We start from the raw sequence: 25,708 nt of genomic DNA, 5'->3' as shown, positions 1-25,708 counted from the left end.
AGCACCACAGCGCCTGAGCACCCCGGGTGCTGCCCGGCAGGTGCCTCCGTGGCACCTGCCGGGCAGCACCCTTTCTGCCGGGGCCGGAAGCCGGCGCCCGGGCGTCATGTCCGAGGTGGGCAGGGCGGAAGTCCCCGCGCCGGCTCGACCAGATCTCGTGCACGGCCCTCCCCGTCAGGCCCTGGTGCCGGGGAACCCCGTTCCGCCCGCTTCCGCTGGAGAAGGACACCATGACCACTGCTCTCACGCCTGTGACCGTCAACCGCCGCGCCACGACCGAAGCCGCTCAGGCCGCTGAGGCCGCCCAGGCCGCCCAGGAGACCACCCGCCGCCTCGAGCAGCTGCGCGAAAGGGCCCGCAGCGCCGGTGCCGCCGAGGACGCAACTCCCTGGCTGCGCCACCGCGCCGGGCGACTGGAGGCGGCCACCGCCACGGCCCAGCAACTGGCCCAGGCCGCCACGGCGGCCTCGACGGCCGCCCAGCACGCCGACGGCCGGCACCTGGCCGAGATCGTGGACACCGCCCAGCGCGCCCGCCGCGACATCTACGCCATGTACCTGGCCATCACCGCGTAGCCGTACCCGGCACGGGGGATACCGGTCCCATGGAACCGGTGACCCGGCCCGCCCGGGACCCGGGCAGGTCGAGGACCACCCTTCACCGCCGCATCCGGAGGCTGCCCGTAGCGCTGGGGTGCTCTCCCAGTACACCCCTCACCAGGGACTCCCTCAGATCCTCCCGCCCTGGTGAAGTGGTGGTGCTGCCCCACCGTCGGCCACCTGCCGGCGCGCTGTGGCGGCGGCGCCCCGGAGACCCATCGTGGGCGCTCCGGAAGATCTCGACGGAGGACGTGAAGTGACGACATCCACAGCTGGGGCCCGTGCAGCGCAGCGCGTCGTGGGCCGGCCCCTGGCGGTGCTGCTGGCGCTGCTGACGATCTTCGGACCCCTTTCCATGGACCTCTACCTTCCGCTGCTGCCGGCGCTGACCCTGGAGCTGGAGACGGCCACGTCGATGGCCCAGCTCACCATCACGGCCTGCCTGATCGGCCTGGCCCTGGGACAGGTCGTCGCAGGACCGGCGTCGGACCGCTTCGGGCGCCGCACCCCGTTGCTGATCGGGGTGGTGGCCTACGTGGTCACCTCCGTCCTGTGCGCGATCAGCCCGACGGTGGAGCTGCTGATCCTCGCCCGCTTCGTCCAGGGCCTGGCCGGTGGCGTCGGGATCGTCATCTCCCAGGCCGCCGGGGGGACGTCTACTCGGGTGCGGCGCTCATCCGCTACTACGGCCGCCTCACGGTGCTCGCCGGGCTGGCCGCGATCCTGGGCCCGCTCGCCGGCGGGCAGCTGGCCCGGGTGACCGACTGGCGGGGGCTGTTCCTGTTCCTGGCCGGTGCCGGGGCGGTCCTGCTGCTCGCCGCGCTGGTCGTCCTCCGCGAGACCCTGCCCGTGCACCGGCGCACCGGCGGCGGTGTGCGCCAGACCGGCCGGGACTACCGGCGGCTGGTCGCCGACCCGCTCTTCCTCGGCGCGGTGCTGATCACAGGGTTCCTCAACGCCGCCCTCTTCGCCTACCTCAGCGGGGCCACCTATGTCCTGCAGGGCCACTACGGGCTCTCCCCGCAGGGCTACGCCCTGGCCTTCGGGCTGAACTCGCTGGGGTTCATGGTCTTCGGCCACGTGGCCGGCCGTCTCGCGGAACGGTGGTCCCAGCGGGGGACGCTGGTGATCGGGATCGCCATGTGCGCGGCCGGTGCGGCCGGACTGCTGGCCACCGGACTGCTCGACCTGCCCCTGATCGCCATCGTGGTGTCCTTGCTGTCGCTGGTCAGCGGCGTGGCCGTCACCACCCCGCCGACCACCTCCCTGGCTCTGCAGGACTATCCGCAGCTGGCCGGCACCGCCTCCTCCCTGCTGGGGCTGGCCCGGTTCGCCCTCGGCGGGCTGGCCGCTCCACTGGTGGGCGTCGCCGGCGCCGACGCGATCCTGCCGCTGGGGGTGGTCACCGCTGTGTCCGTGGCCCTGGCCGTGATCACGCACCGCACCCTGCTTCGGGGCCCGGCCACCGCGCCGCTGCCCCAGCCCGCCCGTGACCAGGCCCTGTCCCCGGAGGGCACCGTCGAGTCCGGGGTCGAGCGCCTCGCAGACGTGAAGGCCGGGCCCGTCGCCGTCGAGGTCCTCGACCGGCCCGGTCCGGAGCCGTCCCTCATACCGTCCGTCCAACCGATTCCCCACCCCCATCACACCAGGAGAACCCTTTGCGCACCGTCAACGCCTATGCCGCTCCGTCCTCGACCGCACCGCTGGAGCCGGTGACCATCACCCGCCGCGACGTCGGCCCCCACGACGTGCTGATCGAGATCGCCTACGCCGGCATCTGCCACTCCGACATCCACACCGTCAACGGCGACTGGGGGCCCCAGCCCTACCCGCTGGTGCCCGGCCACGAGATCGTGGGCACCGTCGCCGAGGTCGGGCCCGAGGTCACCGGCCACCGCGTCGGGGACCGGGTCGGGGTCGGGTGCATGGTCAACTCCTGCGGGCAGTGCACCAACTGCCGCAGCAATGATGAGCAGTACTGCCTCGAGGGCATGGTGCCCACCTACGGGGGCGGCGACCGCGACGGCACCATCACCCAGGGCGGCTACTCCACCCATGTGGTGGTCGACGCCGGCTTCGTCCTGCGCGTGCCCGAGTCCCTCGACGTCGCCGCGGCCGCGCCGCTGCTGTGCGCGGGCATCACCACCTACTCCCCGCTGCGCCGCTGGGGCGCGGGTCCGGGCCGGAAGGTCGCCGTCGTGGGCCTGGGCGGGCTGGGGCACATGGCGGTGAAGATCGCCCACGCCCTGGGCGCGGAGGTGACGGTGCTCTCCCAGTCGCTGAAGAAGCAGGAGGACGGGCTGCGGCTGGGCGCTGACCACTACTTCGCCACCGGCGACCCGGCCACCTTCGAGCAGCTGGCCGGCACCTTCGACCTGATCCTCAACACGGTCAGCGCGAGCATCGACGTCGACGCCTACCTGTCCCTGCTGGCGGTGGACGGCACGCTCGTCAACGTCGGTGCCCCGGCGGAGTCGCTGAGCCTCAACGTCTTCTCGCTCATCGGCGCCCGGCGCTCCTACGCCGGGTCGATGATCGGCGGCATCGCCGAGACCCAGGAGATGCTCGACTTCTGCGCCGAGCACGGCATCGTCCCCGCGACCGAGCTGATCGGCGCCGACCAGATCAACGACGCCTACCGGCGCGTGCTGGCCTCCGACGTCCGGTACCGCTTCGTCATCGACGCCGCCACCCTGGCCTGACCCCGGGCCTCCCACCGGGCCGAGCGCGGCCGGGGGCACGGCAACGACCGCTAGAACCCGCACTGCTGGTGGGCCGTTGCCGTGCCTGCGCCCCCGCGGCAGGCCTCGGGCCGGGAGCGGTCAGCGCCGGTCGAACCACACGTCCCCGGTGAACGTCTGCTCCGGGCCCTTCACGCTGGGCGGCAGGGGAGGACCTCCATCGTTCGTCCTCCTGCGTCGTCAGGGGGCGAGCAGGACCTTGATGGCGCGGCGTTCGTCCATTGCCCGGTAGCCCTCGGCGGCCTGCTCGAGCGGCAGGGTGAGGTCGAAGACCCTGCCGGGGTCGATCGTCCGGTCCCAGATCAGCTCGATCAGCTCCGGCAGGAACCGGCGCACCGGGGCGGGGCCGCCGTGCAGGTGCACCCCGGAGAAGAACAGCTCCTCGCCGGGCAGCGCGACGTCGTGGGCCACGCCGACGTAGCCGACGTGGCCGCCGGGTCGGGTGGAGCGGATGGCCTGCATCATCGACTCCTGGGTGCCCACGGCCTCGATGACCGAGTGCGCGCCGAGGCCTCCGGTGAGCTCCTTGACCCTCGCCACGCCCTCGTCGCCGCGCTCGGTGACGATGTCGGTGGCGCCGAACTCGCGGGCCAGGGCCTGCCGGTCCGCGTGGCGGGACATGGTGATGATCCGCTCGGCGCCCAGCTGCTTCGCGGCCAGGACGCCGAGCAGGCCGACCGCGCCGTCGCCGACGACCGCGACCGTCTTGCCCGGGCCGGCCTCGGCGGCGACGGCGGCGAACCAGCCGGTGCCGAGGACGTCGGAGGCGGCCAGCAGGGACGGGATCAGGTCGTCGTCGGGCATGCCGGGGGTGGCCACCAGGGTGCCGTCGGCCAGCGGCACCCGCACGTACTGGGACTGGGCGCCGGTCGCGGCACCGGGCTGCCGGTGGACGCAGTGGGTCTGGTACCCGGCCCGGCAGATCTCGCAGGTGTTGTCGGAGGCGAAGAAGGAGCCGAGGACGAAGTCGCCGACCTCGATGTTCTCCACGTCCTCGCCGACCTGCTCCACGACGCCGACGTACTCGTGGCCCATCGGGGCGGGGCCGTCTACGGCCTCGATGCCGCGGTAGGGCCACAGGTCGGACTTGCAGACACAGGCGGCGGCGACGCGCAGGATCGCGTCGGTCGTCTCGACGAGGGTCGGGGTCTCGCGGTCCTCGACCCGGACGTCGCCGGGGGCGTGCATGATGACTCCACGCATGGGGTGCTCCTTGTGGTGGTGAGGGAGTGGTGGTGCTGCACCGTCTGGTCCGGCGGCCGGTTCAGGGCCGAGGCCCGGGGGGACCGGACGGCGGAGGTGACAGGCTCCCCAGCCAACCCTCCTCGTCGGCGGTGAGGGAGTCCCTGTCGAGGGGTGTACCGGCAGGGCATCCCTCACGCACCGGCGGCGACCTATTCTGGCGGGATGGACAACCGCACCGAGGTCCGCGATTTCCTCATGTCGCGCCGGGCCAAGCTCACCCCGGAGGAGGCCGGCCTCCCTGCCGTCGGGAACCGGCGGGTGCCGGGGCTGCGGCGCACCGAGGTCGCGGCCCTGGCGGGGGTGAGCGTGGAGTACTACGCCAAGCTCGAGCGCGGGGCGATCGCCGGGGCACCAGACCGGCGACGGCGCGGCCGAGCCTGCAGTGGGCGCTCGAGTCGATCACCGGCGGGGTCGCCTTCGTGCGGGACCAGCACCAGGACCTGCTGGCCACCAACGCGCTCGGGCGCGCCTTCTACTCCCCGCTGATCGGCGACGGCGGGCGCACCCCCAACCTCGCCCGCTTCCAGTTCCTCGATCCCGCCTCACGGGACTTCTACCCCGACTGGGAGGCCTTCGCGGCGATGTGCGTGGCCATCATGCGCGCCGAGGCCGGCCGCGACCCGCACGACCGGGCCCTGCAGGACCTCGTCGGAGAGCTGTCCACCCGCAGCGAGACCTTCCGTGCCCTGTGGGGCGCCCACGACGTGCGCACCCACGGCAGCGGCACCAAGCGCTTCCACCACCCGCTGGTCGGGGAGCTGACCCTGGCCTACGAGGAGCTGGCGGTCACCGCCGAACCCGGACAGGTCTTCATGATCTACACCGCCGAACCCGGCTCGCCCTCGGCCGAGCGGCTCCGGCTGCTGGTCTCCTGGAGCGCCGACCAGCACCCCGCCGTCCCCCAGCGCTGAACCAGGGCGTCTCCTCCGGCGCAGCCACTGGGGAGGAAGGCACGGCATGACGGATGGCACGATCCACGACGCCGTTCCGGGGCCTCTGCCGCTCTCCACGACCCCCAGCGGGCCGGCGCGTCACCGACCGCGCGTCACATGAGTCGGAGCTCCGGTGAGGAGACCTCCGTTTGCCATAGCATTTACATGTTATTGGGGCTATCGTCCTGTCGGGACACCCCGGTAACGGACTCGACGGATCCATCGGTCCGGGTCCCTTTCTTCCGCCCCCTGCGTCTCGTTCTCCCTGTTCCTGCTACGGCCTGCTTGTCAGCGGTCGGTTCCCCCGCCCTCCGCACACCTCTGAGGCGTCCCCCCGCGCCTCGAGGGCGCCCCCCGCGCCCGAGGATCCCCGACCCCAAGGATTCATCCCCCCATGGAACGACGTGCCCTTCTCGGACTGGGCGCCGCCCTGGCCACCGTCCCCCTCGTCCGCCCGGCCGGCGCAGCCCATGCCGGCACCGTGCTGACCCCCACCAACACCACCCAGCTCCAGCGCGATGCCTCCGCCCGGGCCCTGTGGAGCACGTGGAAGAAGCTGCTCCGGCAGAACGCGGCCCGGGGCTGGTGGGCGGTGCGAGCCGACGCGCAGGACGGCGCCAACGCCTACGTCGCCGAGGGACAGGGCTACGGGCTGATGCTCTGCGCCCAGATGGCGCCGGCCGACCCCATGGCCCGCACCTACTTCGACGGGATCACCCGCTACGTCCTGGACCACCCCTCCCGGCTCGACCCCGGTCTGCACGCCGCGGAGCAGGACGGGAACATGGTCTCCCACAACGGGTGCGACAGCGCCACCGACGGAGACCTCGACATCGCCATGGGCTGGCTCATGGGCCACCGGCGGTGGGGCTCGTCCGGGACGCACAACTACCTGGCCCTGGCCAAGAACCGGATCGCGGCGATCAAGCGCCGGCTCATCTCGCCCACCACCGGCCTGCTCCGCCTGGGCGACTGGTCCTCGGGCTCCTGGGACAACGTCTCCCGTCCCTCGGACTGGATGATCGGGCACCTGGGCGCCTTCTACCGGGCCACCGGCGACACCAGCTGGACGACGGTGTGGAACCGCCACGTCGCGGCGATCAAGAGGCTGCACACGGTCTACTCGCCGGCCACCGGCCTGCTGCCCGACTTCACCGTCGGGGCCCCGGCGACGATCAAGCCCGCCCCGGCCCACACCCTGGAGTCCGCCCACGACGGGCGCTACTACTACAACGCCTGCCGGACCCCGTGGCGGCTCGGAGCCGCCGCGCACCCCGACGCCCGGACCGCCGCCGGGCGCATCTCCACCTGGGCCCGGGGCAAGGCCGGTGGCAACCCGGCGAAGCTGCCCACCGGCTACACCCTGGCCGGGGCCACCATGACCGGCGGGGCCTACCAGGACCTGTGCTTCATCGCGCCCATGACCGTGGGGGCGCGCTGGGGCGGGGACCAGGCGTGGCTGAACTCCCTGTGGAGCTACCTGGCCGCCCGCACGACCAACTCCGAGTACTACTCGAGCTCGATCCAGCTGCTGTGCATGGTGCCGTTCACCCGGTACGCGCTCAACCCCTGACCGGCTCTGCCGCTGTGCAGGCGGTGTTCACCGTGGCAGTGTCATGCTGAGGACCGTCGGTGCTGCGATGACCGGTCGGAGCCGCTGCTGATCGGGCGGTGATCGCGGCTCCGGAGCAGGCCGAGCCGACTCGGCGTCACCATGAGAGGACTCCCGCCCATGCTGCAGAAGACACCGAGCGTGTGGGCCGTCGTCGTCCCCGGGGCCGCCGCGATGGCGCTGGCCATGGGGGTGGGCCGGTTCGGCTTCACCCCGATCCTGCCGCTGATGCAGGACCAGGCCGGCCTGGCCCCGGAGCAGGGGGCGCAGCTGGCCACCGCCAACTACCTGGGGTATCTGCTGGGGGCCGTGCTGGCGCTGGTGCGGCCGGCTGTGACCTCGTCGGTCCCGGCGTTCCGGGCCGGGCTGGTCGTCCAGGTCGCCAGCCTGGCCGCCATGGCCACGACTGCCTCCGTGCCGGCCTGGGCGGTGGCCCGGGTGTGCTCCGGTGTGGCCAGCGCCGTGGTGTTCATCGCCGTGGCCGGGGTCGTGGCCGCCCACGTGTCCCAGGGCGGAGCGCGCAGCGGGGGGTGGGTCTACGGCGGCATCGGCGGTGGGATCGTGCTGTCCGGGGTGCTCGTGCTGGCCCTGGAGGGCGCCGGGACCTGGAGCACGGCCTGGTGGGCCTGCGCGGGGACCGCCGCGGTGCTGTGCGCGGCGGCCTGGATCCTGCCGGTGGGCCGCTCACCGGCTCCCGTCCCGGCCGCGGCCCCGGCGCCGGGGGCCGGCGCCCCGGTCGGGTCGCGTCCGGGTGTCCGGCGCTCCTTCGTGGCGCTGGTGGTCAGCTACTTCCTGGAGGGCGCCGGCTACATCATCGCCGGGACCTTCCTGGTGGCCGCGATCCGCGCCACCTCCCCGGGGTGGATCGGCAGCAGCGCCTGGGTGGTCGTGGGCCTGGCGGCCCTGCCCTCCTCGGCGCTCTACGCCCGCCTAGCCTCCTCCTTCCCGCCGGCCACGGTGCTGCGCACCGCGCTGCTGGTCCAGGCCGCCGGCATGCTGCTACCCGCGGTGTTCTCGGGCAGCGGGGTGGCGCTGCTCGCCGGAGTCGTCTTCGGGGGGACCTTCCTGGGCATCGTCTCCCTGGGCATGGGCACCGGGGCCCGCATGGGCGTCCCGCGGTCGGCCGCGATCCTCACCATCGCCTTCAGCATCGGGCAGATCCTCGGCCCGCTGGCCGCCGCGCCCCTGCTGGGCCGCGGCTACGCCCCGGCCCTGGTGCTCGGGGCCGTCATCGTGACCGTGGCCGCCATCCCCACCCTGCTCATCCGCTCCGACAGGCACGCCGCCGGATGAGGTCCTCCCCGCGCCCGGCGGGTGTTCTCCGTGCTGATCGCGGCAGGAGGTCGCGGCGCCCGGGTGCCGAGGGGTTGCACGCCCGTGGCGGTGCATGTTCTCCTGCACCGCCACGGGGGTCGTTCCTGTCGGCGCGGATCCGGGGTGGGCTGCCGGGGCGGGGCCGCGCGGTGCGGCACGACCGCCCGGCAGGGCGGATCCACATCCTGCGCCTCAGCCGCCGAGGACCGGCGCGAGCGTCTTGACCAGCTGCTGCGCGCCCAGGACGGCGAACAGCAGGGCCGTGATGCCCAGGGCGATGTTGGTGTGCAGCTTGTTGGCCCACTTCTTCGGGATCCGCCTGCCGTTGAGCAGTCCCAGCAGGGTGAGGGCGAGGAAGGGCATGAACAGTGAGCCGAGCATGCCGTAGACCAGGATCAGGCCGATGGGCTGGCCCAGGGCGAAGAGGATCATGGGCGGGAACGTCAGCCACAGCACGTAGAAGCGGAAGTACTTCCCGCCCACGCGGGTGTCGGGGTGGCCGGACTCCTTGCCGCGGATGTTGCCCCAGAAGTCGGCGAACATGAGGGAGACGCCGTTCCAGACACCGATGATCGAGGAGAAGGACGCGGCCCAGAAGCCGATGAGGAACCCGGTGCCGACCACGTCGCCGTACTCCGCCCGGAGCACGGCGTAGAGGTCGAGCAGGCCCTCGTCGCCGGAGCTGAGCGCCAGGCCGGCGGAACGGACCACCTCGGCGCCGACGATCAGCATGGCGATGACGAAGACGCCCGTGACGACGTAGGCCATGGAGTTGTCGATCCGCATGACGCGCATCCACTTGGGGGTGTACCAGCCCTTCTCCCGCAGCCAGTAGCCGTAGGCGGCCAGGGTGATGGTGCCGCCCACGCCGCCGGCCAGGGCCAGGGTGTAGAGCACGCCGCCCTCCGGGATGATCGGCACGAGGCCCGTGAGCATCTCGGGGATGTTGGGGGTCGCGATGACGGCCAGTCCCACGACGGTGACGAACATCAGGCCGACCAGTGCGGCGGTGATCTTCTCGAAGGTGGCGTACTTCCCGAACCACACCATGACGAAGCCCAGGAGGCCCATGATGATGGCCCAGGCCCAGAGCGGGAGGACGGGGAAGACCGCCGCGAGGGGCAGGGCCGCGGAGGACATCGCCGTGGCTCCGTAGACGAAGCCCCAGATCATGATGTACGGACCGAAGTACCAGGTGGTCCACCGGCCCAGGGACCGCCAGCCCTCGAAGATGGTCCGCCCCGTGGCCAGGGTGAAGCGTCCGGCGCCCTCCACGAGGATGATCTTGAGGATCACCCCGAGCACCACCGCCCACAGCAGGCCGTACCCGTACCGGGAACCGGCCACCAGCGTGGCGACCATGTCGGCGGCGCCCACTCCGGTGGCCGCGACCACCAGGCCGGGTCCCACGATCTTCCACTTGGCGGGAGCACCGCCGTCGTCGTCCGCGCGGGCTTCGTGGGCCGCGAAATCTGTTTCGTTCTGGTGGCTCATCTATTTCCTTGTGAGATCGGTCGTGTGGATGCCACGGCTCCTGGCAGGGGTCGGCGCAGGACGGCTGATCCGGGAGGTCGCTGTTCGGGGCCGGGGAACCCAGGTCCCCGAGGGACCGGAGCCGGTCGAACGGGTCGAATGCGTCGAGCGGACAGCACTGATCCACACCGGAGTTGATCCACACCGGAGCCCTTGTGTCCCGAGTCACCCTACAGGGCGAACAGTCGCGGAGTTTCCCACCGGAAGGCTGAGGAGCACCGCGAGCCCTCAGCACGGCGGTCCCGGCCGCATGCTCGTGGGCCCTCAGCAGCAGTTCGCACGACCGGAGCGTGGGCCGTTGCCGGCTCGTCCGGGGACCGGCCGGTGGCCGTTCCTCACAGATGGATCAACCGGGGATCGGCGCGGATCCGACCGTTCAAGCACTCGGCCGCGTCCCTGAGCGCGGACGCCGATCGTGTGCCGGCGAGGGCGCCGAAGAACCCGCTGATGCTGAGCGCCCCCAGGGGCAGGCCGTCGGCCCGGCGGATGGCGGCGGCGACGGCGCAGGCTCCGGCGCCGGACTCCTGGTGGTCCCAGGCAGTGCCGTGGGCCCGGACGTCCTCGAGGTCGCGGTGCATGTCGGCGATGGAGGCGATGGTCTGCGGTCCCACTCGTTCCAGCGGGCGCTCGAGGTAGAGGGCCAGCCACTCGGCGGGGTAGTGGGCCAGCATCGCCTTGCCCGCCGCGGTGGCGTGGGCGGGAAGGCGCTCGCCGGTCTGCGGCGGCGCCGGGGGCGTCGTGCGCCCGGTCAGGGACTCGACGACCAGGACGTCACGTCCCTCCAGCACGCTCAGGTGGACGGCGCGACCGGTGGCGCGATGCAGGTCCACCATGGTGGTCAGGGCCGCCCGGCCCGTCCTGGCCGCCGCGGCGTTCGACTGCTCCTCCATCTGGACTCCTCGTCTGTGGGCTGGATCACCACCTCGGAACGATCCTCCTGGAGTAAACGTTGACTGTCAACAGTCAACTGAAGTACCGTGATGTGGCACACAGTCCGAAGCGGCGGACGGCCGTCCATGCCGACGGCGCCGCCCCGGCGGGCGGGAGGCGCCCTTCCGCGCAGCCCCACGACGGGGCCGTCCGGCCGTGTCGCAGCCTGTGACCCGTTCATTCCTGACCCATCCGAGGAGCATCATGTCGAGCATTCAACGCACCGCAGTCATCACCGGCGCCACCTCCGAGAGCGGCATCGGTGTCACCACCGCCTGCCGCTTCGCCCGGGAGGGCTGGGGGGTCGTGATCCTGGATCTCGACGGGGAGAAGTCCGCGCAGGTCGCCCGGCGCATCGGGGAGGAGTGCGGCGTGCCGGCCTTCGGCCATGCGATCGACGTGGCCGACGAGGCCTCGGTCGCTGCAGCCCACGAGGCCGTGGCCGCCGAAGTCGCCGCGGGCGACCTGCCGCCGGTGGGAGCGGTGGTCAACATCGCCGGGATCACCTCTCCGGTGAGCTTCCTGGACACCACCCTGGAGCTGTGGCACAGGGTCATGGACGTCAACGCCACCGGCACCTACCTGGTGACCAGGGCCTTCCTCCCGCAGCTGATCGAGAACGGCTGGGGCCGGATCGTGAACATGTCCTCCGTCTCCGCCCAGCGCGGCGGCGGGGTCTTCGGGAAGGTGCCCTACTCCGCGGCCAAGGCCGCGATCCTCGGCTTCACCAAGGCGCTCGCCAGGGAGCTGGGCGGCACGGGGGTGACCGTCAACGCGGTCACCCCCGGGGCGGTGGACACCAACATCCGGGTCGGCAGCACGCCGGAGCAGGAGGCGGCCATCGCCCGCGACATCCCCGTGGGGCGCACGGCCACGACCGAGGAGGTCGCGGCGGCGATCACCTTCCTGTCCTCCGAGGACTCCTCCTACCTCACCGGCGTGACGCTGGACATCAACGGCGGCAGCCACATGCACTGACGCCCGCCCCAGGCACGACGGCGCCCGGGCCCTCCGAGGGTCCGGGCGCCGTCGTGCACACGGGGGAGGCCCCACCGGCACGGCGCAGGGCTCCGGTCCGCGCTGCGGCGGGCCTCCACCGGCGTCCTCCACCGGCGGGCCTCCGTCCTCCACCGGCGTCCTCCACCGGCGGGGCAGCGACCGGACAGAGGTGCGGGCCGGACGGAGAGGTCTCCGTCCGGCCCGCACCCGTGCGGTGTGCCCGCCGTGCTCAGTCGGTGCGTTCGGTGTGGCGCGGGTGGAGCAGTGTCTTGATCCGCTCGACGATCTTGGCGGTGGACACCCCGTAGCGGTCGTTGAGGGTGGGCAGGGCGCCGGCGTCGAGGAACTCGTCGGGCAGCCCGATCGGGGTGATCTGCCGGAATATGCCGTCGCGCACGGCCGCGTGGGCCACGGCGTCGAAGAGACCGCCGATGACGGTGTGGTTCTCACAGGTGAGCACCAGCCGGTCCTTGCCGAGCTCGCGCAGGACGGTGGCCTCGTCCAGGGGCTTGAGTGTGGGCACGTGCAGTACCGCCACATCGACCTTGTCGGCCTCCAGGGCCCTGGCGGCCTCCAGGGCGCGTTCGGTCATCAGCCCGGTGGAGATCAGCAGCACCTCGGCCCCGTCTCGGATCAGCTTGGCCCTGCCGAGCTCGAAGGTGTAGTCGTACTCGTCGAGGACCCGCGGGACCTTCCCGCGCAGGATGCGCATGTAGGTGGGCCCGTCGTGGGCGGCCAGCTGGCCGACGGCCTGCTCGATGTCCACCGCGTCGCACGGGTCGACGATGGTCAGGTTCGGCATGCCCCGCAGGATCGCGATGTCCTCGGTGGCCTGGTGCGAGGGCCCGTAGCCGGTGGTCAGCCCCGGCAGGGCGCAGACCATGTTGACGTTGAGGTTGGCCTCGGCGATGTCCAGGCACAGGAAGTCGTAGGCCCGGCGGGTGGCGAAGACCGAGTAGGTGGAGGCGAAGGGGACGAAGCCCTCCATCGCCAGGCCGGCGGCCGCACCCAGCAGAGCCTGCTCGGCCATGCCGATCTGGTAGAACCGGTCCGGCATCGCGTCGCGCAGGATGTGCAGGTCGGTGTACTTGGCCAGGTCCGCGGACAGGCCCACGACCCGCTCGTCGCGCTGCGCCAGCTCCACCAGGGCGTGGCCCAGGGGAGCGGCGGTGGTGCGCTGGCCCTCCTTGGCGATGGAGGCGCTCATGGCGTCGGAGGTCAGCCGCTTCTTCTGGACGGTGCTCGTGCTCTGGGTGGTGTTCATGCCTGGGACGACTCCTTCAGTCGGTCGTGGGCCGTCTGCCACTCGTCGGCGGCGACGGTCATGAAGTGCAGCTTCTCCCGGTCCTCCAGGAAGTCGACGCCCTTGCCGAGCTTGGTGTTCACGACCAGGCAGCGCGGCTGGGCGGCCTCCAGGGCCCGCAGCTCCTCCAGCGCGGTGAGCACTGCGGCGACGTCGTTGCCGTCGACCCGGCGGGTGATCCAGCCGAAGGCCTCGAACTTCCCCTCGATCGGCTCCATGCCCAGCATCGCGGTCGACTTCCCGTCGGCCTGCTGGTCGTTGAAGTCCACGATCGCGATGAGGTTGTCGAGCTCGTGGTGGGCGGCCACGGAGGCGGCCTCCCAGGTGGAGCCCTCGTTGAGCTCCCCGTCGGAGAGGATGTTGTAGACGAAGGCGGGGTTGTGCTTGCGCTTGAGCCCCAGGGCGACCCCGTTGGCGATCACCAGGCCGTGGCCCAGGGAGCCGCCGGAGATCTCCACCCCCGGGGTGTAGGAGGCCATCGCCGACATCGGCAGGCGGGAGTCGTCGGTGGCGTAGGTCTCCAGCTCCTCCAGCGGGAGGAACTTCGCCTCGGCCAGGGCCGCGTACAGGGCCAGGGCGTAGTGGCCGATGGAGAGCAGGCAGCGGTCCCGGCCCTCCCACTCCGGCTCCTCCGGGCGCAGGTTGAGCTGGTCGGCGTAGAGCACCGCCAGCACGTCGGCGATGTCCAGGGCCTGGCCGATGTAGCCCTGCCCCTGCACCTCGGCCTGGATCAGGGCATTGGTGCGGATGCGGAAGGCCGCCTCCTTGATCCGCTGCAGGCGCTCGGTCTGGACGGGAGCCGGTTCGGTGGTTGTTGGCATGAGCTTCACCTCGAGTGATGTGGGTCGGGACGCGGGCCCCGAGGGGCAGGGGGGCCGTGCGGGGATTGCGCGGTCGTCGTGCCGGTCGAGACGCACGAGTGCCTTCCTGCCCGGCCGGCTCGCGCCGATCCGGGGGCGTGTCACGGGCGGGGCCCGCGGCGGGAGGAGGTCCGGCGAACCGGACTCCTCAAGGTTGACAGTCAACAGTGAAGCAGGTCACCTCGGCTGCTGGCAAGAGGGTGCCCCGGTGCCTGCGAGAAGAGGACGATGGGAGCAGTGGAACACCTGACTGCTGACTGTTGACAGTGCGTGTGGCGCGACTCACACTGGGGGTATTCGTTGTTAACAGTCAACATCCGAAGGGTTGATCATGAGCACTGAAGCTCTCCAGATGCGCGGCCACGTGCACGGAACCAAGGACGCCAAGCGCGTGGCCGTCGGCTCCGGTGTGGGCGCGGTCATCGAGACCTACGACTTCATCGGTTTCGGCACCGCCGCCGCCCTCTACTTCGGCCCGGCGTTCTTCCCGGGAGCCGATCCGGTGACCGCCACGCTGGCCTCCTTCGCCACTCTGGGCGTGGGCTTCGCCGCCCGCCCCCTGGGCGGGGTGATCGGCGGGCATCTCGGCGACAAGGTCGGGCGCAAGCCGGTCCTGGTGACCTCGCTGATCGTCATGGGCCTGGCCACCTTCCTCATCGGCCTGCTGCCCACCTACGCCCAGGTCGGCATCGTGGCCCCGATCCTGCTGGTCGTGGTGCGCGTGGTCCAGGGTCTGGCCTTCGGCGCCGAGTGGGGCGGGGCGATCCTGATGAGCTACGAGCACGCCCCCTGGAAGGCCAAGGGCAGGTTCACGGGCATCGTCCAGGCCGGCTTCCCCGTCGGGCTGCTGCTGGCCAACCTCGTCTTCCTGGCCAGCGCGAACCTGGAGGGGAGCCTGGCCTGGCGCATCCCGTTCCTGGCCTCCATCGTGCTGGTGGTCGTGGGCCTGATCATCCGCTCCAAGGTCCCGGAGTCCCCGGTCTTCGACGACGTCAAGGACCACGGCGACATCGTGAAGAACCCGATCGTGCAGGTGATCAGGGACGACTGGCGCAACATTGTGCGCGGCATCTGCCTGCGGGTGGCGGAGACGGCCGGCTACGCCGTGTCGGTGACCTACATGATCTCCTACCTGCACACCGCCGAGCTGGCCACCAAGACCGAGACGCTCACCGCGCTGTGCGTGGCCTCGGCGATCGGGATCTTCGCCACCATGGCCTGGGCGCGGCTGACCGACCGGATCGGCCGCCGACCGCTCTACATCGCCTCCTGCGCCTTCGCGGCCGCCTTCGGCATCCCGATGTTCCTGCTGGCCAACACCGGGGTGTTCCTGGCCGTGGTCGCCACCATCGTCATCGCCTACGCGGTGTGCCAGAACTCCCTGGCCGGGGCCCAGGGGGCCTGGTTCCCCGAGCTCTTCCAGGCGAACACCCGCTCCTCCGGGGCCTCGCTGGCCTACCAGATCTCGGCCATGGTCTCCGGGTTCACCCCCTTCATCACCACCCTGCTCTTCATCCAGCTGGGCTGGACGGGCCCGGCCCTGCTGTTCTCCGCCTACGCGGTGATCGGCCTGATCGCGGCCCTGCTCACCCGCGAGACCTGGGGGCCGAGGGAGCGACGCCTCGCGGACGAGGCCGCCGAGAAGGAGCCGATGCCCGTCGGTGCGTGAGCGGCGTGCGGTCGCCGGCTCCGACCCCGGGGCCGGCGACGGGCACGAGCGGGCGTGGCCCGGTCCCCGCACGGGACCGGGCCACGCCCGTGCCTGCTGCCCGGCGGGTGCGCCGCAGGAGCCGGGTGGCGGGGGTCGAGGAGCCGGATACGCTGACGGTCCTTCGTCGACGGTTAACCGGCGCGTATGATCGGGACACTGCCGCAGATGCCCATGCCTCCCACTTCGAAGGACGACGCCGATGACCACTCAGCCAGCAGCCCTGGCAGGCCTCGCCAAGGTGAACCTGCGCCAGCAGGCACTGTCGGCCCTGCGGCGTGCCATCACCACCGGCGAGCTGCCGCCCGGCACCCACCTGGTGGAGACGGAGCTGTCCGAGCAGCTGCAGATCAGCCGCGGGACCCTGCGCGAGGCCATGCGTCAGCTCCAGCAGGAGGGGCTCATCTCCGCGGGCGCCCGCGGCCGGCTGTCCGTGCGCAGCCTGGACGCCAAGGAGATCCTCGACATCTTCGCCGTGCGGGCCGCGCTGGAGTCCCTGGCGGTCCGGACCCTGAGCCAGGCGGAGGACCGTGACGCGGCCGTGGCCACCCTGCGGAAGGCGGTGCGGGCCATGGACGAGGCCGTCGACGACACGCTCGAGGAGCGCATCGAGGCCGACCTGAACTTCCACCGCACCCTGTGCCAGCTCACCGGCAACGCCATGCTCCTGCACTCGTGGAAGGCCCTCGAGGGGTCGATCCGCATGTCCTTCATGTGGGCCGGCATGGAGCGGGCCGTGGGGAACATGCGCGTGGACCGGCACACCGCCATCGTCGACGTCATCGCGGCCGGAGACGCCGCCGCGGCCGCGGACTACATGCTCTCCCACATGGACGAAGCCGCCACCAACCTCGTCTCCTGACCGCCCGGCGACGAACGCGCAGCCCCGTGGGCCCCGGCCGCCGTCGGGGCGGGACGGTCCCGACATCCTGGCTCGTCGGCGACCGGCCTCATCCGCGCGGAGGCCTCGCGGGGCGGAGGAGGGGGCGGTGGTGCTCGGGCAGGGCGTCGACGACGAGCTCGTAGGCGTTGAGCACCAGTTCCTCCACGAGCTGCCCGGTGATGCCGGGTCCGGCGGCGACGGAGATCCAGTGCTGCTTGTTCATGTGGTAGCCGGGGGTGATGGTGGGGAACTCCTGGCGCAGCGCCAGCCCGTGCGGGGGCTCGCACTTGAGCGTCACGATCTGCTCCCCGGGTGCTTCGGTGGCCATCAGGAAGATCTTGCCGGCCACCTTGAACACGTCGTGCTCGGGCCCGAAGGGGTAGCTGCGGGCCGCGGCCGGCAGACCGGCCGCGGTGCGCATGGCGATCTCCTGCAGCCTCGATCCGTCCACGGGCACCTGCTGTCCTCCCACCGTTCCAGGGTGGCACAGGGGCGGCAGGAACGCCGGCATCAGGCCGGCCGGTGCCTGGTGACGTCGCGCCGGACGGCTTCGAAGACCGCCGCGGACACCGCGTTGGGCACCCAGTAGGGCCAGGGCAGCGCCGGGCACAGGCCCAGCGCCCACGCCTGGGCCCAGCGCAGCGCCCCTGCCACCCTGCGGCCCCGCAGCAGGTGGTAGCCCACCACGGCCTCGAACGCGGCCGTCCCCAGCACGACGGCCGGAGCGATCCGCTCCAGCGCACCCAGCACGGGCCGGTAGGGCGGCAGCCACGCGCTGTCGCGGAACCAGGCCATGGTCCGGTGGGCGACGCGCACCGTGTGCACCGCGTTGAGGACCGCGGCGCCGGTGAAGTAGAGCCCCACCGCCCGGCCGGCCCACACCCCGGCCCGCCGGGATGCCGGTGGCGGCACCCCGGGGGAGGGGCGTGTGCGTCGACGTGCCGTGGACTTCATGACGGGCCCCTCGCCTCTTCCGGAGCGTCGGACGACGACGACGACCGCAAGGGCCTGCTCGTCGACGGCTGGTGGGTCCCATTCCAGCACGGGCCGCACGGCCCGCTCCACCGCGGCGGCCATCATGACGAGCAGGCCGGCACGGACGTCCGGGGCATCGGGTCGCGCCCGGTGGTGGCCGCCGTCCGGCTCAGCGGGCACCTGTTCCCGGCCTGTCCTTCGCCGGTGCTGCTAGCGTTCCTGCCATGACCGTCGAGGTTCATCCCGCCACCGCCGACCGCTTCGAGGACCTGGCCACGATCCTGGCCCCGAAGAACCCCGACACGGTGGCCTGCTGGTGCCTGACCTACCGGCTGAGCTCCCGGGAGAACCGGCAGCTCGGGGCCCACGAGCGGCCCGAGTACGTCAGGCGGCTGTGCGCCCAGCCGATCCCGCCGGGCGTCCTGGCCTACCGGGACGGGGAGGTCGCCGGCTGGGCGGGGGTGGCCCCGCGCTCACAGCTGCACGCCTTCGCCACCGGCGCGCGGATCCCCCTACTGGACGACCGCCCGGTGTGGAGCGTCTGGTGCTTCCGCGTCCGGGCGGGACATCGCAGGCAGGGCACCGCCCAGGCCCTGCTGCACGGGGCGGTGGACTTCGCCCGGGCCCACGGCGCACCGGCGATCGAGGGCTACCCGGTCGACAACCAGGGCCGGCGCATCGACGCGATCATGGCCTACGTCGGCACCCGCTCGATGTTCGAGAAGGCCGGCTTCACCAAGGCCGCCGACACCGCCGCGGTCTCCGCCGGCACGCCCCGGGTGCTGATGCGCCTGGAGCTCGGCTGAACGCGCAGCCCCAGGCCTCGAGACGGACCCGTCACCACCGCGGGCAGCAGGAGCACGCCCGGGTCAGATCCCCCGGGATCACGCGTCCGCCGCGCCCAGGAAGGCCAGGACGACGGGCAGGACCAGATCGGTGCGGGCGAGCCCGAAGAAGTGGGTGGTGCCGGGGAGCACCGCCAGCTGCGACTCGGGCACCCCGACGAAGTCGCCGTTCACGTCCCCGCCGCGCAGCTGGAGGAACCGCACGGCGTGGTCCAGGCGGACGGCGTCGCAGTCGCCCACGGTGATCAGGGTCGGAGCGGCGATCCCCCGGACCTGGTCCTCGGACCAGCCCGTGAAGCCGCGGTCGAAGGACCCGAGCTTGTCGAGCAGCTCCTGCAGCCGCTCCGGGTGCGGGGACTTGGCCCGATAGTCCTGCTCCATGGGGGTGCCGGCGATCATGTCGACGGTCATGTCTTCCACGGCCTCGGCGTTCTCCGTGCGGTCCCCGTCGGGGTGGAAGGAGGCGGAGGAGACGATCAGCTTCCGGACCAGACGGGGCTGGTGGATCGCCAGGTGCAGCGCGACGGCACCGCCGACGCTGAAGCCGAAGACGTCCACCTGTCCCACGCCCAGGTGGTGCAGCAGGCCCACGACGTCGGAGGCCAGGTGCGCGCTGGTCAGCGGCCGCTCGATGTCCTGGGTGCGCCCGTGGCCCTGGAAGTCCGCGGCGATGACCTGGCGGTCTGCGGCCAGGCCGGGGAGCAGGGCGACGAACTGCAGGTCGATGTTGAACAGCCCGCCGTGCAGCAGCAGCAGCGGCGTCCCGCCGGACCCGTGGATCTCGTAGTACATCCGCAGGCCGCTGACCGGGGCGTACCCGGTGCGGGGGAGGGGCGGTGTGGCGGTGTGCTGAGCGGTCACAGCAGTCTCTCCTGGCCTCGGCGCGGTCGGGATGTCCACGACGAGGATATGCCGGGTCCCACGGCAGGAGGCGGAACGTGCTGGACGATCACGCCGCCCCCGCAGGACTCCGGATCACGCCGGGGCGGTCAGGCCGGGCGCTTCGGGGCCACCACGGCCTCGGGGGGACGGTCCTGGTGCATGCGCGCGACCAGCTCCGCGAAGAACGTCCGCAGCCGGACCACGGCCGCGTCGCCCTCACCCGCTCGCAGGAGCCGCAGCGCGTCCTGCCAGGCGGCGACCCACAGAGGGATCAGGTGCGCGGAGGGGTAGAGCGTGATCCGCCGCAGGGAGCGCAGCATGACCTGCTCCGTCATGGTGCTCAGCTCCTCGTTGCCCGCGGCCTCCAGGAGCACCCGGATGGACCCGATCAGCCCGGCGCGCGCCTCGTCGAGGCGGTGCCTGCCCGCCTCCTGGGTGAACCGGGTGATCGCGGCCGAGAGCTCGTCCAGCCGTCCGCCGTCGAGGTGCGGGACGGCTCGTTCGAGCGCGGCCACGGTGACGATCCCGAGGACGTCCATGAGGTCGATCGCCTGGCGCTGTGTCAGGACGGCCACGTGCCGGCGCTTGTTCGCGGCGCCGGAGACCAGCCCCTCCCCGAGCAGCTCGGTGATGGCCTCGCGGACGGGGGTGATGCTGACCTGCAGCCGCGCCGCGATCTCCGCGTCCCGGATCGGCGCGCCCGGGGCGAGGGCGCCCGAGAGGATCTCCTCGCGCAGGTGCCGCGCCACGGCTTCCCGCCGGGTCATCGGGGCCTCGAACTCCACCACGCCACTCCTCTCCGCCCGGTCCCGGGCGCGAGCGGCGCCTCCGCCCGGCAGGGTCGTGCGCCCCGGTGGTCCCGGGACGCCTGCTCCAGCGTAGCGAGGGGGAGGAAGAAATGTTCCGCTCCCCTCTCGTAAAAATGCATTCTGCAGTTTACGGTCATGTGACCTGCATCACTCGACGGTGCAGGTGTGGAAGTCAGCACCTCGACGAGGAGACCCGACATGTCCCTGGACCAAGCCACCATCGCCTTCCTTGCCGCCTCCGCCGAGGCCGCAGGCCCCGACGCAAGACCCATGTGGGAGATGAGCCCGCCGGAGGCCCGTGCCACCGCCGCCGCCATGAAGGACCTGTTCGGCACGGGTCCCGAGATGGCCCGCACCGAGGACCACACGCTCACGGCCTTCGACGGCGGCAGCTTCGAGGTCCGGGTGCACGTGCCCCGGCAGTCCCCGGTGGGCGTCTTCGTCTACCTCCACGGCGGGGGCTGGGTGGTCCAGGACATCGACGGCTACGACACCCTCGGCCGCCAGCTCGCCGAGAAGTCCGGGTGCGCAGTGGTGCTGGTCAACTACCGCAAGGCCCCGGAGCACCCCTTCCCCGCCGCCGTGGAGGACTCCTGGACCGCCCTGACCTGGACGGCCGAGCACCTGGGGGAGATCGCCGGCGCGCAGGTGCCGCTGATCGTCGGCGGCGACAGCGCCGGCGGGAACCTCTCCGCCGTCATGGCCCTGCGGGCGCGGGAGAACGGTGGCCCGTCGATCGCCCGGCAGGTCCTCGTCTACCCCGTCACGGACGCGGACCTCACCCGCCCCTCCTACCTGGAGGCCGAGAACCAGACGCTGCTGACCACCGAGTTCATGGCCTGGTTCTGGGACCAGTACGTCCCCGACCCCGAGCAGCGCACCCACCCGGAGGCGTCCCCGCTGCACGCCGACGACCTCTCCGGGCTCCCGCCGGCCCTGATCATCACCGCCGCCCACGACGTCCTGCGCGACGAGGGCGAGGCCTACGCCGCCCAGCTCGAGGAGGCCGGGGTGGAGGTCCACCACCGCCGCTGGGACGGGCAGATGCACGGCTTCTTCTCCATGGTCAACGTCCTGCCCGCCAGCGCCGAGGCGCTGGACTTCGTGGTCGAGGCCATCAGCGCCGACCTGGAGCAGGTGACCCGGTGATGACGGCACAGGCACAGGCACGCGCGGAGATCGACGTCGACGTCGTCGTCGTCGGAGCCGGGTTCTCCGGGCTCTACCTGCTCCACAGGCTCCGCGGGCAGGGCATGTCCTGCGCCGTCTTCGAGCGCGGGGACGGAGTGGGCGGCACGTGGTACTGGAACCGCTACCCGGGCGCGCGCTGCGACGTGGAGAGCCCGTACTACTCCTACTCGTTCTCGCCCGAGCTCGAGCAGGAGTGGGAGTGGACCGAGCGCTATCCCGCCCAGCCCGAGATCCTGCGCTACCTCAACCACGTGGCGGACCGGTTCGACCTGCGGCGGGACATCGAGCTGGACACCGAGGTGGTCTCCGCCGCCTACGACGAGGCCCGCCACCGGTGGGACGTCATCGTGCGCTCGACCGCCGACGGGACGCAGCGCAGTGTGCGGGCCAAGTACTGCGTCATGGCCACCGGCTGCCTCTCCGCGGGCAGGGTCCCCGACTTCGAGGGCCTGGACGCCTTCGCGGGCGAGGTCTACCACACGGGCTCATGGCCCCACGAGGGCGTGGACTTCACCGGCAAGCGGGTCGCGGTGATCGGCACGGGGTCCTCGGGCATCCAGTCGATCCCCGTCATCGCCGGGCAGGCCGAGCACCTGACGGTCTTCCAGCGCACGCCCAACTTCAGCGTCCCGGCCCGCAACCAGCCCCTGGACCCGGAGGAGTGGCGGCGGATCAAGGCCGACTACCCACGGCTGCGGGAGCTGGCCCGGCGCACCCCGACCGGGCTGCCGTTCCCGCCGAGCACGGCCTCCGCGCTGGAGACCGCGCCGGAGGAGCAGCGGCAGGTGCTCGAGGAGCACTGGACGCTGGGAGGCTTCCGGCTCGGGCAGTGCTTCTCCGACCTGGCCGTGAGCAGGGAGGCCAACGACGTCGTGGCCCAGTACATCAGGGAGCGCATCGACGAGATCGTCGAGGATCCCGCGGTGGCGGAGCTGCTCAAGCCCTACGACCACCCGGTCGGGACGAAGCGGATCTGCGTGGACACCGACTACTACGCGACCTTCAACCGGGACAACGTCACCCTGGTCGACGTCCGCAGCGCGCCCATCGCCCGGCTCACCGAGGCCGGCCTCAGCACGACCGCCGCCGACTACGCGTTCGACGCCATCGTCTTCGCCACAGGCTTCGACGCGATGACCGGTGCGCTGCTGAAGATGCAGATCACCGGGACGGGCGGGACGACGCTGGCCGAGAAGTGGTCCGCCGGCCCCCGCACCTACCTGGGGGTGGCCACCGCGGGCTTCCCGAACCTGTTCATGGTCACCGGGCCCGGCAGCCCGTCGGTGCTGAGCAACATGGTCACCTCCATCGAGCAGCACGTCGACTGGATCACCGACCACATCCGCTACCTCGAGGAGCGCGGGCACTCGTGCAGCGAGGCCTCGCCCGAGGCGGAGGACGCCTGGGTCCAGCACGTCAACGACGCCGCGGACACGACGCTCTTCCCGCAGGCGAACTCCTGGTACCTGGGCGCCAACGTGCCCGGCAAGCCCCGGGTGTTCATGCCCTACGTCGGCGGGGTGGGCGCCTACCGGGACAAGTGCGACGAGGTCGCCGCACGGCAGTACGAGGGCTTCAGCGTGGCCTGACGGCCGCCCGCTGACCGACGGCGCCGCCGCCACCACCCCGCCCGGGGCGGCCGCGGTGGCGCCGTCGGGTCCGGGCCGTGCTTCAGCCTCCTCTCAAAGAGCCGTCCCTAGTCTCAGGGGGCGGACAACCAGGAGCACCGAGGTGGAGAACAGATGAAGCACGACGCCCAGCACGACCAGGTCCTGAGCTACGAGGGCCGTCCCCTGCCCCGTCCCCAGGAGGAGGTGGTCGACCAGGGGCTGGGGTTCGACATCGGGACCCTGATGAACCGGCGGCGGATGCTGGCGGTCTTCGGCCTCGGCGCCACGACGGTCGGTCTGGCCGCCTGCGGCGCCGGCGGTCCGGGCGCCTCCACCGGTGCGAGCGCCGGCGCGTCGTCGGCCTCCCCGTCCGCCTCGGCCTCCCCGACGGCGTCGGCCGTGGCGGCCGCGGTGGAGGAGATCCCCGACGAGACCGCCGGACCCTACCCGGGGGACGGGTCCAACGGGCCGGACGTGCTGGAGCAGAGCGGGATCGTGCGCGGCGACATCCGCTCCAGCTTCGGGGAGGCCACCGGGACCGCCGGGGGCGTGCCCATGACGCTGGAGCTCAACGTCTTCGACCTGGCCGGCGGCGGGGTGCCCTTCGAGGGGGTGGCCGTCTACGTCTGGCACTGCGACCGGGAGGGCGGCTACTCCATGTACTCGCAGGGGATCACCGACCAGAACTACCTGCGCGGGGTGCAGATCGCCGACAGCGACGGGAAGGTGCGCTTCACCAGCATCTTCCCGGCCTGCTACACCGGGCGGTGGCCGCACATCCACTTCGAGGTCTACCCGGACGAGGCCGCCATCACCGACTCCACCAGTGCGATCGCGACCTCACAGGTCGCCCTGCCCCGGCACGTCTGCGAGGCCGTCTACGCCACCAGCGGCTACGAGTCCTCGGTCGCCACCCTCGCCCAGGTCACCCTGGCCGGCGACAACGTCTTCGGCGAGGACAGCGGCGCCGGCCAGCTGGGCACCGTCACCGGCAGCGTCTCCGACGGCTACACCGTCACGCTGACCGCGGGGGTGGACACCACCACGGCGCCCACCGGCGGGGGCGCTCCGGCAGGGCCGCCCCCGGCCGGCTGACGCCCGGGCAGGTCACCCGGCGGCGGCCGGCGCGGGCACCGGCGCCGGCGGCGCGCCCTCGCCGCGGCGGCCCGACCTCCGGTCGTAGACGACCCCGACGACCAGGGCGGTGAGCACGGAGGCCACGAGGATCCCGGCCAGCGCGACGGCGCCGGTGCGCAGTCCGGCGTCGGGCCGGGCGTCGAAGTAGAGCACGGAGCGGACGGCCACGGCGACGTGGTGCAGCGGCTCGGCGGGGGCGATGGCGCGGAAGAAACCGGGCAGGGCCTCCAGGGGCACGACCGCTCCGGCCGACGGCAGGCCCATCAGGACCAGGTAGAGCATGGCCAGCAGCATGCCGGCGCTGCCGAAGACGGTGAGCAGGGCGAAGACCGCCGCCGAGACCGCGGCCATGGCCAGCCAGCTGGTCAGGAACAGCACCTGCCCGTGGGGCAGGGGCACGCCTGCGGCGTGGGCGACCCACATCACCACACCGGCCGCGGGGGCGGCGGCGGCGACGAACAGGCCCCACTTGAGCAGGAACGTCACCGGGCGCGACGGCGTGGTGGGGGCCTCCAGCCGGAAGCGCGCGCCGATCTCCAGCGGGGCGATGCCCAGGCGGCCGTCGACCAGCACGCTGACGCCGATGGACCCGGTCAGGCCGAGCACGAGCAGCAGGATCGCGTAGTAGAAGGCGCCCATGCCCAGGGCCGTGCCCTCCTCCAGCTCCTGGTGGGCCGTGGTGGTCACCTGGACCGGGTCGGCCAGCAGCACGGCGGAGGCCGCGCTGACCCGGGGCGCGAGCTGCTCGGCCAGCTGGGCGGGGGTGTCCTGCTTTCGGCCGGCCAGCTGCCGGGCGAAGGCGGCGGTGGCGGGCCCGGCCCGGTCGGCGGCCTGCTGCGTCCGGCGGGACTGCTCGGCCTGGTCGGCGGCCAGCTGCTGTTCGACCTGCGCGCGGGCCCGGTCCTCGGCGTCCCGGGCGGCAGCGGTGAGCTGCTCGCCGAGGGCGGCGCCGGCCCGGGCGAGCCCCGGCTCGACCGCCCCGGTGGCGAGGCGGGTGGCCAGGGCCCCGGCCTTCGGGTCGGTGTAGACGGTCACCGCCGGGCGCGCGGTGTCCTCCTGGGTCAGGGCTCCGGCCACCAGGCCGGCGGCGTCGGCGGAGAAGGTCTCCGGGACGACCACGGCGGCGTAGACCTGCCCGGTCTCGAGCTGCTGCCGGGCCTGCTCCCAGGAGAGCACCCGCAGGTCCAGCTCCTCGCCCTCGGCGGCCTCCTCGACGAAGCCGTCGACGATCTGCCCGCCCAGGTTCTGCACCTCGGCGCTCCCGTTCCTGTCCGGCACCCGGGCACCGGCGTCCTGGTTGACGACCGCGACGGGGAAGTCCTTCAGGTGCGCCGTCGGGTCGGCCAGGCCGCCCATGTACAGCCCGGTGCCGGCGGCGGCCAGCAGCAGCACCACGAGGGCGGGCAGCAGCCAGAACCCCACCGCCCGGTAGGGGGAGGGGCGCCCCGCATGGGCCGGGCGGTGAGGAGGCAGGGGAGCGGGTGCGGACACGGGGAAGCCTTCCGGGGAACCATGTGGATACACGCGTGTATCGACGTCTGGGGGTGACGATACACTGGTGCATGGAAGGTGACTGCACCGAGGCACGAGATGAGGCTCA

The 25,708-nt window shown here is 72.4% G+C and carries 23 protein-coding genes and 1 pseudogene; 14 read left to right on the top strand and 10 right to left on the bottom strand.

Features of this window, described 5'->3' with window-relative positions; translation table 11 throughout:
• The first annotated feature begins 230 nt into the window (after positions 1 to 230).
• The 4 genes from IEW07_RS16940 (at position 231) to IEW07_RS16930 (ending at position 3,301) form a co-directional block, all read left to right on the top strand.
• Positions 231 to 575, top strand: a complete 345-nt coding sequence (locus IEW07_RS16940) for a hypothetical protein (RefSeq protein ID WP_188539397.1) — start codon at positions 231 to 233, stop codon at positions 573 to 575.
• Positions 576 to 855: 280 nt separating this feature from the next.
• Complete coding sequence (locus IEW07_RS21660; RefSeq protein ID WP_308738239.1) at positions 856 to 1,359, top strand: MFS transporter; 504 nt, start codon at positions 856 to 858, stop codon at positions 1,357 to 1,359.
• A complete protein-coding gene (locus IEW07_RS21655; RefSeq protein ID WP_308738238.1) occupies positions 1,299 to 2,315 on the top strand; it encodes an MFS transporter in 1,017 nt (338 codons plus the stop codon). The genes IEW07_RS21660 and IEW07_RS21655 overlap by 61 nt, the downstream gene beginning before the upstream one ends.
• Entirely contained in the window at positions 2,258 to 3,301 is a 1,044-nt protein-coding gene (locus IEW07_RS16930; protein WP_188539395.1) for an NAD(P)-dependent alcohol dehydrogenase, read from the top strand. Before IEW07_RS21655 ends, IEW07_RS16930 begins: the two co-directional genes overlap by 58 nt.
• Before the next feature lie 219 nt (positions 3,302 to 3,520).
• Here IEW07_RS16930 and IEW07_RS16925 read toward each other — a convergent pair whose 3' ends face one another.
• Positions 3,521 to 4,543 (bottom strand): zinc-dependent alcohol dehydrogenase family protein, encoded by a 1,023-nt coding sequence (locus IEW07_RS16925; RefSeq protein ID WP_188539393.1) that lies wholly within the window; start codon positions 4,541 to 4,543, stop codon positions 3,521 to 3,523.
• A 204-nt stretch (positions 4,544 to 4,747) separates the two neighbouring features.
• Here IEW07_RS16925 and IEW07_RS16920 point away from each other — a divergent pair.
• The 3 genes and pseudogenes from IEW07_RS16920 (at position 4,748) to IEW07_RS16910 (ending at position 8,422) form a co-directional block, all read left to right on the top strand.
• Positions 4,748 to 5,496: pseudogene (locus IEW07_RS16920) on the top strand (MmyB family transcriptional regulator).
• A 415-nt stretch (positions 5,497 to 5,911) separates the two neighbouring features.
• Positions 5,912 to 7,090, top strand: a complete 1,179-nt coding sequence (locus IEW07_RS16915; RefSeq protein ID WP_188539391.1) for a glycosyl hydrolase family 8 — start codon at positions 5,912 to 5,914, stop codon at positions 7,088 to 7,090.
• Positions 7,091 to 7,249: 159 nt separating this feature from the next.
• Positions 7,250 to 8,422, top strand: coding sequence for a YbfB/YjiJ family MFS transporter (locus IEW07_RS16910; RefSeq protein ID WP_188539389.1), 1,173 nt, complete (start codon positions 7,250 to 7,252; stop codon positions 8,420 to 8,422).
• 213 nt (positions 8,423 to 8,635) lie between these two features.
• Here the strand turns inward: IEW07_RS16910 and IEW07_RS16905 are convergent, their stop codons facing one another.
• Together IEW07_RS16905 and IEW07_RS16900 are read right to left on the bottom strand one after the other, a co-directional pair.
• Complete coding sequence (locus IEW07_RS16905) at positions 8,636 to 9,937, bottom strand: Nramp family divalent metal transporter (protein WP_188539387.1); 1,302 nt, start codon at positions 9,935 to 9,937, stop codon at positions 8,636 to 8,638.
• 374 nt (positions 9,938 to 10,311) lie between these two features.
• Complete coding sequence (locus IEW07_RS16900; RefSeq protein WP_188539384.1) at positions 10,312 to 10,866, bottom strand: IclR family transcriptional regulator; 555 nt, start codon at positions 10,864 to 10,866, stop codon at positions 10,312 to 10,314.
• Positions 10,867 to 11,110: 244 nt separating this feature from the next.
• Here IEW07_RS16900 and IEW07_RS16895 point away from each other — a divergent pair, with 244 nt between their 5' ends.
• Complete coding sequence (locus tag IEW07_RS16895; protein ID WP_188539382.1) at positions 11,111 to 11,884, top strand: SDR family NAD(P)-dependent oxidoreductase; 774 nt, start codon at positions 11,111 to 11,113, stop codon at positions 11,882 to 11,884.
• A gap of 250 nt (positions 11,885 to 12,134) precedes the next feature.
• On the opposite strand, the gene IEW07_RS16890 is transcribed toward IEW07_RS16895, so the two are convergent.
• Together IEW07_RS16890 and IEW07_RS16885 are read right to left on the bottom strand one after the other, a co-directional pair.
• The gene (locus tag IEW07_RS16890; protein WP_188539381.1) at positions 12,135 to 13,169 is read right to left on the bottom strand and encodes a transketolase family protein; all 1,035 of its coding nucleotides are present in this window, start codon (positions 13,167 to 13,169) and stop codon (positions 12,135 to 12,137) included.
• Entirely contained in the window at positions 13,166 to 14,029 is an 864-nt protein-coding gene (locus IEW07_RS16885; protein ID WP_188539379.1) for a transketolase, read from the bottom strand. Before IEW07_RS16885 ends, IEW07_RS16890 begins: the two co-directional genes overlap by 4 nt.
• A 370-nt stretch (positions 14,030 to 14,399) precedes the next feature.
• Here IEW07_RS16885 and IEW07_RS16880 point away from each other — a divergent pair, with 370 nt between their 5' ends.
• Entirely contained in the window at positions 14,400 to 15,737 is a 1,338-nt protein-coding gene (locus tag IEW07_RS16880) for an MFS transporter (protein ID WP_188539377.1), read from the top strand.
• A gap of 241 nt (positions 15,738 to 15,978) precedes the next feature.
• Positions 15,979 to 16,638 carry a GntR family transcriptional regulator gene (locus IEW07_RS16875; protein ID WP_188539375.1) on the top strand — a complete coding sequence of 220 codons (660 nt, stop codon included), beginning with the start codon at positions 15,979 to 15,981 and terminating at the stop codon, positions 16,636 to 16,638.
• Between the two features lie 88 nt (positions 16,639 to 16,726).
• On the opposite strand, the gene IEW07_RS16870 is transcribed toward IEW07_RS16875, so the two are convergent.
• Positions 16,727 to 17,110 carry an MmcQ/YjbR family DNA-binding protein gene (locus IEW07_RS16870; RefSeq protein WP_229741927.1) on the bottom strand — a complete coding sequence of 128 codons (384 nt, stop codon included), beginning with the start codon at positions 17,108 to 17,110 and terminating at the stop codon, positions 16,727 to 16,729.
• 59 nt (positions 17,111 to 17,169) lie between these two features.
• Positions 17,170 to 17,814: a hypothetical protein gene (locus IEW07_RS16865; RefSeq protein ID WP_188539373.1), complete on the bottom strand. Its 645-nt coding sequence runs from the start codon at positions 17,812 to 17,814 to the stop codon at positions 17,170 to 17,172.
• A gap of 44 nt (positions 17,815 to 17,858) precedes the next feature.
• Here IEW07_RS16865 and IEW07_RS16860 point away from each other — a divergent pair, with 44 nt between their 5' ends.
• On the top strand, positions 17,859 to 18,440 hold the full coding sequence (locus IEW07_RS16860) for a GNAT family N-acetyltransferase (RefSeq protein ID WP_188539370.1): 582 nt from the start codon (positions 17,859 to 17,861) through the stop codon (positions 18,438 to 18,440).
• 78 nt (positions 18,441 to 18,518) lie between these two features.
• On the opposite strand, the gene IEW07_RS16855 is transcribed toward IEW07_RS16860, so the two are convergent.
• Positions 18,519 to 19,340, bottom strand: a complete 822-nt coding sequence (locus IEW07_RS16855) for an alpha/beta fold hydrolase (RefSeq protein WP_229741926.1) — start codon at positions 19,338 to 19,340, stop codon at positions 18,519 to 18,521.
• Positions 19,341 to 19,468: 128 nt separating this feature from the next.
• Complete coding sequence (locus IEW07_RS16850; protein ID WP_188539368.1) at positions 19,469 to 20,149, bottom strand: GntR family transcriptional regulator; 681 nt, start codon at positions 20,147 to 20,149, stop codon at positions 19,469 to 19,471.
• Between the two features lie 219 nt (positions 20,150 to 20,368).
• On the opposite strand from IEW07_RS16850, the gene IEW07_RS16845 reads away from it, so the two are divergent.
• The 3 genes from IEW07_RS16845 (at position 20,369) to IEW07_RS16835 (ending at position 24,066) form a co-directional block, all read left to right on the top strand.
• Complete coding sequence (locus IEW07_RS16845) at positions 20,369 to 21,319, top strand: alpha/beta hydrolase (RefSeq protein ID WP_188539366.1); 951 nt, start codon at positions 20,369 to 20,371, stop codon at positions 21,317 to 21,319.
• A complete protein-coding gene (locus tag IEW07_RS16840) occupies positions 21,319 to 22,950 on the top strand; it encodes a flavin-containing monooxygenase (protein ID WP_188539364.1) in 1,632 nt (543 codons plus the stop codon). The genes IEW07_RS16845 and IEW07_RS16840 overlap by 1 nt, the downstream gene beginning before the upstream one ends.
• A gap of 153 nt (positions 22,951 to 23,103) precedes the next feature.
• Positions 23,104 to 24,066, top strand: a complete 963-nt coding sequence (locus IEW07_RS16835) for an intradiol ring-cleavage dioxygenase (RefSeq protein ID WP_188539363.1) — start codon at positions 23,104 to 23,106, stop codon at positions 24,064 to 24,066.
• A 12-nt stretch (positions 24,067 to 24,078) separates the two neighbouring features.
• Here the strand turns inward: IEW07_RS16835 and IEW07_RS16830 are convergent, their stop codons facing one another.
• On the bottom strand, positions 24,079 to 25,599 hold the full coding sequence (locus IEW07_RS16830) for a YhgE/Pip domain-containing protein (protein ID WP_188539361.1): 1,521 nt from the start codon (positions 25,597 to 25,599) through the stop codon (positions 24,079 to 24,081).
• Positions 25,600 to 25,708: the final 109 nt, after the last annotated feature.

Origin of the sequence: Kocuria dechangensis (genome assembly GCF_014636775.1) — a bacterium.
GTDB lineage: Bacteria > Actinomycetota > Actinomycetes > Actinomycetales > Micrococcaceae > Kocuria > Kocuria dechangensis.
The sequence above is the reverse complement of the archived record's forward strand: the minus strand, read 5'-3'. Positions and strand labels throughout refer to the sequence as shown.